The sequence below is a fragment of the Sphingomonas montana genome, from assembly GCF_001956315.1.
Lineage (GTDB): Bacteria > Pseudomonadota > Alphaproteobacteria > Sphingomonadales > Sphingomonadaceae > Sphingomonas_R > Sphingomonas_R montana.
Genome location: NZ_KV887144.1, coordinates 297747 through 309935, shown reverse-complemented (window position 1 = coordinate 309935; position 12189 = coordinate 297747). Strand labels below are relative to the sequence as shown.

Here is a 12189-nt window from a genome sequence, read left to right as displayed (position 1 = left end):
CTTCTTCGACAGGAGGTCAGTGATCCGGTGGTCGACGCGGCGGGCCCACGGGATTAGGGCGACCCGATGGACGAGATCACAGGCCTGCCGGTTGTCGAGACCGGCCTGATCGACACGGCGCGGTTCGAGGCGGATATTGCGACCGGCTATGTGCCGGTCGTGATGCGCGGCCTCGCGGCGGACTGGCCCGCGGTGCGGGCGGCGCGCACGTCCGACCGGGCGATTGCGGACCACATCCTGCGCTTCGATGGCGGGCGTTCCACCGACGTCATGGTGGGACCGGCCAGTATCGCCGGCCGCTTCTTCTACGACGATGCGCTGAGCGGTTTCAATTTCGAACGGACGAAGGCGCCGATCCGGTCGCTCGTCGAACAATTGCTGGCCATGCAAGGGGTGGCGGGGGCGCCGGCCATCTATGCCGGGGCGGCGGCGGCGGAGGATCATCTGCCGGGCTGGGCGGCCGCGAACCTGCTTCCCCTGCCGACGCCGGACGCCGTGCCCCGCGTGTGGATCGGCAATGCCAGCCGCGTCTCGACGCATTACGACGTGTCGAGCAATGTCGCGGTCGTGGTCGCCGGTCGACGGCGCTTCTGCCTGTTCCCGCCGGACCAGGGGCCGAACCTGTATGTCGGCCCGCTCGACCGGACGATCGCTGGGCAGCCGGTTAGCATGGTCGACCTAGAAGCCCCCGACCTCGACCGCCATCCGCGCTTCGCCGCGGCGCGGTCGCAGATGCGGGTCGTGGTGCTGGAGCCGGGCGATGCGATCTTCATCCCGTCGATGTGGTGGCACGATGTGAAGGCGCTCGGCGCGTTCAACGTGCTGGTGAACTACTGGTGGGGCTATGCCGGCACCGCGTCGCCATTCCCCGCGCTGATCCACGCGATCCTCGCGATCCGCGACCTGCCGCCGGGCGAACGCGCGGCGGTGCGTGGGTGGTTCGACCAATATGTGTTCGCCGACGACGCGGGGCAGGCCGGCGGGCATCTGCCCGATACCGCGCAGGGCGTACTCGGACCGCCGTCGCCGGAACGCACCGCCGCGATCCGCACTTACCTGGCCCGGACGCTGGAACGGTTCTGACTGCCTTTGGGGGGTGGCAGTTCGATCAACTTACCATTTGTGATCCCCGGACTGATCCGGGATCCAGGCCATACGCGCTGCGCTCAAGAAGCTGGATCCCGGATCAAGTCCGGGATGACGGGTGTGGCGGTCAGCCTTTTGCGACCCCGACCCAGCGCCCGAACCATGTGCCCCGCATAAGGGTGGCAGCGTAGTCGGGGACCTGTGCCGCGGGCGGCGAACCGCGCCTCGACACAGGACCCGTCACCCGCCTCCGGCCTCAGTCGCCGCAACGGGTCATCGGTACGGGCGCGCTGTCGATCTTCACGTCGGAGATCGATACGGCGAGCGTCCCGTCGGTCGCCATCACGAACGGAGCCGTGACGTGGGCCATGTCGATGCCGCGCGTCGCGAAGCATTGCAGCGGAACGATCACCTGCTGCCATTCGCCCGGCTTCGTGGCGGCCAGCATCTTCGTGATCGGGACGGTCACGCTCTTGCCGTCGTTGCTGACCATGCCGAGCCGGACCGCCGTGCTGGGCGCACGATCGACGCGGACATCGACGACCAGGCTCAGTTCGCCATTACTCTCGCGCGTCAGGTCCAGTGGCCGATCCGCTTCGACCCGGGTTTCGGCGACGCCGCCGGCCCAGACGAGGCTGCGGGCATCCTCCTGCTGACGGCGATCGACGGCCGACGCGGTCAGCCGCTTCGTCGTCGTCGTCGCACTCGGGCCGAGCAGGCGGACCTTGGACTGATCCTGTTCCAGCAGGGTCAGCGACCAGCCGTCCGGCACGCGCCCCTTGCCGAAGATGGTGCCGTTCGACGCCGAGGCGAGGCCGGCGGGGCGTACCGCGTCCAGCGTCGGCACGCGACCGGGCTTGGCATAGCTCAGCCCGTAGCCGATCGGGAACAGCGGGTCGTAGCCGGGATCGGTGCGGTTCAGGACATATTGGTCGGGGCGCTTCGGCCACGAAAAGCTGAGCGTGCCGCGGAAATCATTGGCCACCTTGCCCGCCTTCGTGCGGAACAGCATGTCGGCCACGCCGCCGCCCTCGCTGCCCGGCAGGAACGCCGCGACGAACGCGTCGGACGCATTGAGTTCGGCATTCACCCAGAGCGGCCGGCCGGACAGGAAGACCGCGACCACCGGCACGCCCGCAGCCTTCAGCTTGCGAAGCAGGGCGAGGTCGGCCTTGTCGTCGGGGCTATATTCCAGCGTGGGGCGGTCACCCTTGAATTCGGCATAGGGCGGCTCGCCGAACACCACGATCGCGGCGTCGGGTTTCTTGGTGAAGGCCCCGTCGGCGGACAGCGTCGCCGTCCCGCCCGCTGCCTTGACCGCGGCGGCGATGCCGGACCAGATCGTTTCGGCGTTGGGGAAATCGGCGTTGGTCGTGCCGCCGCCCTGCCAGGTCAGCGACCAGCCACCGGCCTGCTGCGGGATATTGTCCGCACCGCCGCCGGCGACCAGAATGTTCGCGGACGGCTGGAGCGGGAGCAGCCCGCCCTCATTCTTCAGCAGCACAAGTGATTCGCGGACCGCACGGCGCGCGACGGCACGGTGGTCGGCCGCCCCGATCAGGTTCATCTTGCCGGCCAGCGCGCGCGACGAGGGCCGGCCACGGTCGAACGTGCCGGCGCGGACCTTGACGCGCAGGATACGGCGGACCGCGTCGTCCAGACGGGCGGCGGGAATTTCACCCGACTGCGCCTGCTTCAGCGTGTTGTCGTACAGCGCCTTCCAGCCGCTGCCCGAATACATGAACATGTCGAGGCCGGCGTTGATCGCGGCGGCGCAGCTCTCGTTGCTGCACCCGGGGACCTGGCCATGGCCGTTCCAGTCGCCGACGACGAAGCCGTCGAAATGCAGCCGGTCCTTCAGCACGCCGGTCAGCAGGCTCCGGTTGCCGTGCATCTTGACGCCGTTCCAGCTGGAGAAGCTGGCCATGACCGACTGCGTGCCCGCCTCGATCGCGGCCGGATAGCCGCCGAGGTGGACATCGCGCAGCACCGTTTCGGGGATAAGGGCGTCGCCCTGGTCGCGGCCGCCGGTGCCGCCGTCGCCGAGGAAATGCTTGGTCGTGGCGATCACGCGGTCGGGGGCCAGGAATTCCTTCGTACCGACCCGCCCCTGAACGCCCTCGATCACCGCGCCGGCATAGTCGGCCGGAATCGCCGGTTCCTCGGAATAGCTTTCATAGGTGCGGCCCCAGCGATCGTCCCGCACCACCGCCAGCGTCGGGGCGAAGGTCCAGTCGATGCCGGCGGCAGCGGTTTCGACCGCGGTGACATGGCCGATCTCGCGCATCAGATCGCGGTCATGTGCGGCGCCCAGGCCGATATTGTGCGGGAACAGCGTGGCGCCCGGAATATTGTTGTTGCCGTGCACCGCATCGGTTCCCCAAATCACCGGGATTGCGGGGCGGCCGTCGCTGCGGACCATCGACGCATCGTAAAAGGCATCGGCCAGTTTCAGCCAGTCGCCGGGCGGGGCGAGATCGTTGCCGCCCGGGCCGGCATTGCCGCCGTTCAGGATCGATCCGAGCTTGTAGGTGCGCAGGTCGGCCGGCGTGATGCTCGCGATGTCGACCTGGATCAGCTGGCCCACCTTGTCGGCGATCGACATGCGCTTCAGCAGCGCGTCGATCCGCGCCTCCACCTTCGGATCTCGCAGCGGGCGGGCGTTGGCGGTCGGCCAGAGTTCGGGGTGGGCGACGGCCGACGGCGTCGGTGCGGTCGCGGGCACCGGGGGCGTCACCGCCGCGGTCTGTAGAAGTAGCGCTACCATCGCCGTGGAAAAACCTGCCGACATCATACTCTCCCTGCTTGGTACGCGATCACGATCCAAGCCTCCTTGTGCCTGCTACCGGCTTGGCACCGGTTTGCGCAAATGATTTGGCTATCGCCGGCGCGCTGCCCAGATTTCCGGATGGCCGTCGATATAGTTTGCCAGCGTGGTGGCAATCCTGTCGTCGTCCGCGGTGGATGGATGGGCGTGGCACCCCGAGAAGGCGAGGTCCGTCACGACCACGAACCCGACATTGCGTTCCCCCGCGGCCTTCAGGCGGGCGACGACCTTGGCCACTTCCGCCGCGATTTCGCCATTCGCCATGTCGGTCGCCCACAGTAGAACGTGGGCGTCCGGATCGCGGGCGCGCAACCGCCTGACGAACGCGACATAGGACGCCTCGTAATCGGCATGCAGCGCGGCGCGGTCGGCCCAGGGTTCGCCGGCGTGGAGCGCCGTCGTGAAATCGTTGGTGCCGAGCGCGATGGCAATCAGCCGTGGATGCCAGCCTGAATCGGCATAGCGCGTTGCCCGGTCAAACAACGTGAAGGGGTAGGCGGTCGGCAGCGTCGCGCCGGCACCGCCATCATAGTTGCGGACGATGCCCCGCCCGGAGATCGCGTTGACCTGATAGTCCGCGCCGTACCGTCGCGCGGTGAGGGCCGCTATGCCGCGTGCGGTATCGGTGGTGGCCCAAACCTCTTCCTCCGAACAGTCGCGCTTCGTCGCGAGATTGCCGTAGCCGACGGTGTGCGAGTCACCGATGAACTCGATCTGCCGGGCCCGCGCGGGCGCGGGGAGAGCGCGGGTGCCCGGTAGCGTCCGAAACCCGCCGAAGACGGTCGGGGCGGCCTGGCTCTCGCTAGAGACGGCGACGCGGATGCTGTGCCGACTGCTGGTCAGGCCGTCGATCCGGTAGGATCCGGGCCGCGGCTTGACGAGCCTGGTCACGGTGACGCCGTCGACCGACACGGTCAGGACAACATCGCCCGGCCCGACCGTGAACAATATGCCGCGGCCGTGGAACGCCGCCTCGAAATAGGTGCCCGGCCATTGCCGGCGGAATCCGTCCACCACGCGGTCCACGCGGCCGCCGATATGCAGGGGCAGGGGTTTTCCCGCAACGGCCGCGACCGGCGTGACGGTGATCGGCGCGGCGACCGCCGCGGTGGCGAGCAGCGCGGCACCCAGCATCGCGGAGATCGTCAGCGCGTAACCTTCAGCCATGCGGGCAGTTCATCTTTCGTGATGTAGCGTTTCGATGCGAAATCGCGGCGTAACTGATCGGGCCGGTTCTGGTCGGCACCGGTCAGCCAGCGCGTATGCCATGTCATGAACCACAACCAGTCGGCGGACGGGCCGAGCAGGGACGGGTCGGGGACCGGGCCGTTTTCATGCAGGCAGATCGGCAGCGTATCGCCCACGATAGCCTTCACCTGCGCGAACATCTTCGCCAGATTGCCATGATCGAGCGCATAGATGTCGGCCCCCGCAATATCGACCTGCGCGCGGCCCGGATACCAGGCCGGATCGATATTCTGTCCGGCCCAGCCGAGCACCCAGATGAGGTTGTCGAGCCGGTGGACGCGGATGAACCGGTCGTACATCAGCGCCCACAGCGCCTTGAACGCGTCCGGCCCATGCTTGCCCCACCAGAACCAGTCGCCGCTGAATTCGTGGAACGGCCGCCACAGCACGGGCACGCCGCGATCGCGCAGGACCGCCAGCAGCCGCGCGATGTCCGTCATGTCGCGCATCATCGCGACATTCTGCGGCGTGCCGGTCTTCAGCGCGGCCGCAACGTCGAAATCCTTCTTCGAATTCTCATACCCCGTGCCAATATCGGGTGCGCCCCAGTGCCAGCAGAGCGTGACGATGCCGCCCGATCGCGCCCATTCCGTCGCACGATCGTTCACCGCATCATTGTCGCGCGGGTCGATATAGTCGAGCCCGAGCAGCGCGGGCTGCCTGCCCGTCACCCGGCGGAGATAGTCGAGTTCGCCGTTCGGGTTCGGCGGGGCGGATCCCTGCTCCTGCTGGCCGGTCAGCGTCGTGCGGCCATATTGATGCCAGAGATAGGCGTAGAGCCGCCGGGCTGCGGGCGTGGCATTCGGGTTGGTCAGCGTCCGGTTCGCGGTCGCCGCCAGCGCCGGCGTGCCGTGCAACAAGCCGATCGCGGCGGTGGCGCCTAGCGCTTCGCGACGGTTCAGCGCCATCAGAGCGCCGCCATTGCCGCGGCATGCCCGCGGAGCACGGCCTGCGTCGTCGCGTCGCTGTCGAACACGCCGTACCAGCCCTGCGGTTCGTGCGGCGGATCGCCCATATAGCCCAGGTCGCCGCGCTGGAACCGGTGGTCGGCATGGGGGGTACGCGCCTCGCCGTTCCACGCCCAGAAATTCGATCCGGCAAGCGGCCCGCCGGCCTTCGCGTCCGCTTCGATCGCGGCATAGATCTGGCGGTAGAAGCGGTCCTTGTACGCGGTCGTGATCGTCGGATCATAGGCGTCCTGGCCGTCGCGCGGATACCCGAACTCCTCGATCACCAGCGGCTTGCCCAGCGTGCGCGCCATGCGAACATGCGCATCGATATAGCCGGCGACCTTGACCGCCCCGGCATCATAGGTGCCCGCAAGGTTGCCGGCATCCATCCAGCTCCAGTTGTTCGGCCAGATATGCGTGGTGAGATAGTCGATCGACGCCGGGCGGTGCGCGGCCAGCACGACATCCTCGCGCTCGATCGACCCCTTAAGCCCCTCAGACCCGGTAGAGACGAGCTGATCGGGGGCCAGCGTTTTGATGTAGCGCGCGGTCTCGTCGATCCAGCGGTAGAAATTCGGCAGATTGGGCACGGCGACCGCGTCCGACCCGCCGGGGCGCGGTTCGTTGGCAAGCTGCCACGCCATGATCGTCGGATCGGCGGCATAGGCGACACCGGTGACGCTGTTCGTGCGGGTCAGCATGGCGCGGATATAGTCGCGGTACAGCGTCTGCGCGCGGCCACTGGCGTAGAAGGCGGCGTTCCAGTCCGGAAACTCCGGCCAGGGGTGGGCCGGATCGTTCATATTGATGAATTTGCCACCGTTGACCCAGGACAGGTAGGTCATCATGCCGCCAGACCATTCCCAGAAATTGGTAAGGTAGACGACCGCCGTCATGTCGCGCTTCGCCATTTCGGCGAGCGTCCAGTCGAGGCCCTTGAGCAGATCCTGATTGTACGTCGGCCCCGCATCGCGGAAGCCGGGGGTGATCGAGTTCTTCAGCGGCGAAAGCTCCGCCGACCCGAGGATGCGCAGGTTGCGGACGCCCAGCGTCTGCAACCGATCGAGCTCGCGGCTCAGCCGGGCCCGGTCGCCATACGCCGTGTCCGCGCCCAGCCATGCGCCGTACCAGATGTTGGCGCCGGCATAGCGATAGGGCCGACCGTTGCGGCGGAAACCGAGCCCATCGACCGTGACGAACCCTGCCGCGCGGCCGGTGCCGCCGCGCGGCAGCGTGCCTAGCGGGCCACTGGTCGTGCAGCCGGCGGCCAGCGCCGCGCCGCCCACAAGCGCCATGCGCCGATCGATCATCCTCAATGTCCGCTCCCTCTTCCCGCCGAAACCCGGTCAGGCCCGGTCGTCCATGGACCGGCTCGCTGTACCGGACATTAGGTTCGGCGAGCACGCGGCGCCACCGCCGAATTGCGCGCCGCTAACAATAAGCGGGTCCGCGCGCATACCCGGCACGGCCGACATGCCGGTCCGTCCTGACGAGCGGCACAGTGTTGAATTATGGTAGCGGTACTCGCCGGTGCGGGTGATGTTCGACCGACCTGTGCCCGCCAAGGGAGAGGGTACCGCAACAGCGGCCCTGGAAAGGGATCCGATATGCGTAGCGCGGATCGCGCGCGACCGGCCGACATGGGGCGTGGCCAAGGGCGACGATGGGCGACTGGACGATCACCGCCAGCTTCGGCAGTGGCAGTTCGGGCAGAAGGACTGGACCTCGATCACGTCCGACACGCCTGCCTGGGCGGACCAGCCGGTCGGCGGTGTCGCGGTGGCGCAGCTGTCGCCGAACGAATTCCTGCTGGTCGGCGACTATGTCCGCCTGCAGTTCGGCGGACGGGCAGGGGGGCCGGCAAACGGCATGGTCGTCCGGGTCGAGGAAGGGACATTCGATCGCGGACGCTGGAAGACCAGCCGGATATGGAACGGCGACCAGACCGATTACGGACTGAACCTGCTGGACCGGCCTGTCCTGTTGAAGGTGACGATGGGCCGGTATCGCTAGGCTGGAACCGATTCTAGAAATCCATCTCTGCCGAGCGAAATCGAGGCACCTTGCCGACCGCAGCCGAAAGGTGCTGTCGGCTTCTCAACCAGGTTCGAACGGTCCCTCGACTTCGCTCGGGATGGACGGGTTCCAGAACGCGCGATGTTGGAACGGGACCGCATCAAGTGGTTCACCCAGTCCCAGTGCCGTTTGGTTAGAGCCTGTTGAGAACCCTGCGCAGCGTTCTCGACAAGCTCGAACCAAACGGGCCGGAGCTTACCTGGTCGATACGGTCATGCCTTAGCTGATCCGCGCCAAACGGAGTTCAGGGCACGGGTGAACCCGATTCTATCTTGATCTGGCGTAACACACTCTGGTTCAAATCAACCCCCGTCGAATAGCAGATGTCAGGCCTTTACCTGGCGATCGGGTCGGTTTGGCGCAGCAGCCAATGTGTCTTACAGCTTTGGTCCTTGCGCGGGCTACCGTCTCCGGTTGAGCGGGCGTGCCAGGGCCGCGCGGATCGCGCGATCGGCGACGGGGACCATGCGGGCATAGCCGCTGTCGAGGGGATGGAGGCCGTCGGTGGCATAGTCCCGGCCGAGCATCCCGGCGCTGTCGACCAGCGCGGCATGATAATCGGCATAGCCATGGCCGCGCCGGTCGCAGAAGGCGCGCAGCCAGGCGTTCAGCGCGCGCAGCTTGGCCGGGTCACGTTCCTTTGGCACGTCGCGCGCGGCATCTGTATAGTTGTTGACCGGCAGCAGCGACCCGAACACCACCGCGATGCCGTGCGCTTCGGCGAGGTCGGCCATCGCCTCCCAGTTCGCCTCAATCTGTTCGGGGGTTTCACGTTGCAGGAAACCCTGCACGTCGTTGACGCCCGCCAGGATCACCACGGCGGCGGGGCGCAGCGCGATCACGTCCTGATGGAAGCGCAGCAGCATCTGCGCGGTAACCTGGCTGCCGATTCCGCGATTGACATAGGGCCGGCCGGGGAAGCTGGTTGCGAGATTCCAGCGATCGGTGATCGAATCTCCCAGGAACACCACGCGGCGCTCGCCCGGCCGCGGTGCGGGCAGCCGTGCATTGGCCGGCTGGTAGATGTAGCGTTCACCGAAATCCTGCATCAGGCTGGGTACGAGACTGGCGCGGTACGGACCAAGTACCGGTCCCCAATCCTTTTCCGCCACGGTCCGGCGTGCCGGCGCACTGCGATAGTCCGCGTCAGCCGCCGCAGCCGCCGGCACCGCCAGCAGCAGGACTGCCAGGCACAACCGCCTCATGCCGTCGGGGCGGGAAATATGCCCTGCCGCGCCGCGAAGGTCGCGAACAGGCGCGGCCATGCCGACGCCGACTGCGCGGCGGGCAGGCGGGTGCCGAAACCGTGGCCGCCGTCCTCGAAGATGTGCATCGCCACCGGGCGTCGCGCCGCCTGCATCGCGGTCCACAGGGCGACGCTGTTCGCGGGTGGGACCAATCCGTCGTCGGCCGCATGCGCCAGGAACAGCGGCGGGGTGGCGGCATCGACCCGCTGCTCGACCGATTGCGCCTGCCGATCCGTCGTGCCGGAATCCGGCCCGAGCAGATTGTCGCGCGACCCGCCATGCGTGAAGGCGGCGTCCAAGCTGACCACCGGGTAGATCAGCCCCGCCAGGTCCGGGCGCGCGCTCATCCGGTCCGCGGCATCGACCGGCGCATAGACGGGTTCGGCGTGCCGCGTCGCGAGCGACCCGGCCAGATGCCCGCCGGCCGAGAAGCCGAGGATCGCGATCCGATCCGGACGGACGGCATAACGGGTCGCGTTTGCGCGGATCAGGCGTATCGCCCGCTGCGCATCCTGCAGCGGTACGTCGGCGCGGCCGTCCCACCCTTCGCCCGGCAGGCGGTAGAGCAGAATGAATGCGGTGACGCCGCGCGCGTTCAGCCACGCCGCCTGTTCCACCCCCTCATTGTCGTAGGACAGGAACCCGTATCCGCCGCCCGGCATCAGCAGGACCGCCGATCCGTTGGGCTGCGCCGGGCGCCGCACGATCATCACGGGGCGTGCAATGCCGGTGATCCAGCGGTCCGGATGGGCCGGGTCCTTCGATCGTTCGTTCACCTTCCGCACGATCGCCGCGCCGCGGCTGCCGGGCGGGGGGCCGCGCCACAGATCGACAACTTCGTCCGTCCGGGCGATCTGCGCCGCTATCGGTGCGGCTTTCGCGGCCAGCAGGGTTGCACCGCCAAGGACGGTACGTCGCGACAGAATCATGCTTCGGGTTCCTCATGTCGGGCAGTCGGCTGGTCCGCACGGGGCGGGGCGGCCGCCAGCAGTGCCGGCGCAGGCGACAGGACGATGGTCCGAAAGCAGCCCTCGCGCGCTCTGATCGACATCGCTTCCCTAACCCTCGCTTGACGTGACTTTCGCCAGTCCGGCGGCCGATGACAACCGCTAACCGCCAGGGCGCCCCTATATTCCGCGATGAATCCATCGCGCTTGCGGCGCGACGTTCCCGACAGGCGCGAACCAGATGGACCGAACGGTAAATTCGGATCGTCGGGACGCCGAAATGCGCAACGATCCCATGGGCAGGGCGTGACGGCACTGGCTGGACCCGTCGATCAAAGCTATACAAAAGTTGTAAGGGGCCATATAATTCCTCACATAAATCTCAGTAAAAATCTAGTTAAGTAGTATAACTAGACCTATGTCGAATATCATCTCTCTATTGGCTATCAGTTATGTGTTGATATGTTAAAACTAGTGGCACCAGATTGTCCTCTCCCGGCACCTCCGCTTACGGAGTGCCAACTGACAGGAGAGCCGATCATGAAAGCAGTCCGTTCCCAGTATGGCTTCAACGGCGCGCAGTCGGACCGATATGTCGACGGATCCCTGTTCGATACGGCGTTGATCACGCTCCCCATCTTGGGCACCGAGGGCAACGATGTCCTGACCGGCGGTAACGATGGCGACCTGATCTCCGGCTTCGGCGGGAACGATATCCTGACGGGCAATGGCGGCATCGATACGCTGAACGGCGGTTCCGGCAACGACCAGTTGTTCGGCAATGCGGGCAATGACTTCCTCGACGGAAGCTTTGGCGACGATGCTCTGTACGGTGGCCAGGGCGATGACATAATCTCCGGCGGGACCGGATCGGACGTGATCGAAGGTGGCGTCGGCAACGATTTCATCGACGGGGGCGGTGTCCTGGGGATCATCGACGGTTTCGGCGATACGGCGGGCTATTCCACCACCAATGTCACCAGCGGCGTGACGGTCAGCCTGGAACTGCAGGGCGAGTCGCAGAATACCGGCGGGGCCGGGTTCGATACGCTGGTCGGCATCGAGAACCTGCTCGGCTCGGCGTTTGGCGACAGCCTGAGCGGAGATGGCCGCGACAACAGGCTGGACGGCGGAGCAGGTGCGGACCAGTTGTTCGGTCAGGCCGGCAACGACCTCCTGTTCGGTGGTTCGGGCGACGATACGCTGAATGGCGGCGAGGGGACGGACACGTTGTTCGGTCAGGACGGCAACGACACCCTGTTCGGCAATATGGGACGCGACACCATGTGGGGCGGGGACGGGAACGACACTCTGTTCGGCGGGCAGAATGAGGACATGGTCGATGGCGGCGCGGGGAACGACGTGTTGCAGGGGGGGCTCGGTGCCGACTTGCTGATCGGTGGTGTGGGGGCGGACAGTTTCCGCTTCGCGTTGCTGGCGGACTCCGCACCCGATGCCGCCGACACGATCCTGGATTTCCAGTCTGGAATTGACCGGATCGACCTTTCCTTCCTGGGTACGGGCGCATCCGGTACGGCATCGATCGCCAATGTGGGCGGGATGAGCTTCGTCACGATTGACCTCGGCAACGACGGGGCCGCGGACATGCAGATCACGGTCGCCGGGGCCGATGCGATCGTGGCCAGCGACATCTTCTGGGGCTGATCGCCCGGACACCTGCCTTGTCGGAAAAGCATGACCGGGCCGCGACACAGGCCCGGCCATGTCACAAAAATAGCGCATGGGCCTGACAGAGACATTTACCATGATGGCGGGACCGGGCGGAACGCACGAAGGCAATGCGCCTT

The 12189-nt window shown here is 66.8% G+C and carries 9 protein-coding genes; 3 read left to right on the top strand and 6 right to left on the bottom strand.

Going from position 1 to position 12189, the window contains the following annotated elements; all coding sequences use genetic code 11:
* Positions 1-66: 66 nt before the first annotated feature.
* The gene (locus BKY59_RS06120; protein ID WP_076069512.1) at positions 67-1083 is read left to right on the top strand and encodes a cupin-like domain-containing protein; all 1017 of its coding nucleotides are present in this window, start codon (positions 67-69) and stop codon (positions 1081-1083) included.
* Positions 1084-1342: 259 nt separating this feature from the next.
* On the opposite strand, the gene BKY59_RS06115 is transcribed toward BKY59_RS06120, so the two are convergent.
* The 4 genes from BKY59_RS06115 to BKY59_RS06100 form a co-directional block, all read right to left on the bottom strand.
* Complete coding sequence (locus BKY59_RS06115) at positions 1343-3877, bottom strand: glycoside hydrolase family 3 protein (RefSeq protein WP_076069815.1); 2535 nt, start codon at positions 3875-3877, stop codon at positions 1343-1345.
* A gap of 87 nt (positions 3878-3964) precedes the next feature.
* Positions 3965-5080 (bottom strand): SGNH/GDSL hydrolase family protein, encoded by a 1116-nt coding sequence (locus BKY59_RS06110; protein WP_076069797.1) that lies wholly within the window; start codon positions 5078-5080, stop codon positions 3965-3967.
* Complete coding sequence (locus BKY59_RS06105) at positions 5059-6069, bottom strand: glycosyl hydrolase (RefSeq protein WP_206362024.1); 1011 nt, start codon at positions 6067-6069, stop codon at positions 5059-5061. The genes BKY59_RS06110 and BKY59_RS06105 overlap by 22 nt, the downstream gene beginning before the upstream one ends.
* A complete protein-coding gene (locus BKY59_RS06100; protein ID WP_076069509.1) occupies positions 6069-7421 on the bottom strand; it encodes a glycoside hydrolase 5 family protein in 1353 nt (450 codons plus the stop codon). Before BKY59_RS06100 ends, BKY59_RS06105 begins: the two co-directional genes overlap by 1 nt.
* Positions 7422-7650: 229 nt before the next feature.
* Here BKY59_RS06100 and BKY59_RS06095 point away from each other — a divergent pair, with 229 nt between their 5' ends.
* Positions 7651-8124, top strand: a complete 474-nt coding sequence (locus tag BKY59_RS06095) for a DUF5597 domain-containing protein (protein WP_129586217.1) — start codon at positions 7651-7653, stop codon at positions 8122-8124.
* Positions 8125-8588: 464 nt separating this feature from the next.
* On the opposite strand, the gene BKY59_RS06090 is transcribed toward BKY59_RS06095, so the two are convergent.
* Positions 8589-9392, bottom strand: a complete 804-nt coding sequence (locus BKY59_RS06090; protein WP_076069504.1) for a GDSL-type esterase/lipase family protein — start codon at positions 9390-9392, stop codon at positions 8589-8591.
* On the bottom strand, positions 9389-10363 hold the full coding sequence (locus BKY59_RS06085; RefSeq protein ID WP_076069502.1) for an alpha/beta hydrolase: 975 nt from the start codon (positions 10361-10363) through the stop codon (positions 9389-9391). The genes BKY59_RS06090 and BKY59_RS06085 overlap by 4 nt, the downstream gene beginning before the upstream one ends.
* Before the next feature lie 558 nt (positions 10364-10921).
* Between BKY59_RS06085 and BKY59_RS06080 the strand changes: the two genes are divergently transcribed.
* The gene (locus tag BKY59_RS06080) at positions 10922-12046 is read left to right on the top strand and encodes a calcium-binding protein (protein ID WP_076069499.1); all 1125 of its coding nucleotides are present in this window, start codon (positions 10922-10924) and stop codon (positions 12044-12046) included.
* Positions 12047-12189 lie beyond the last annotated feature (143 nt).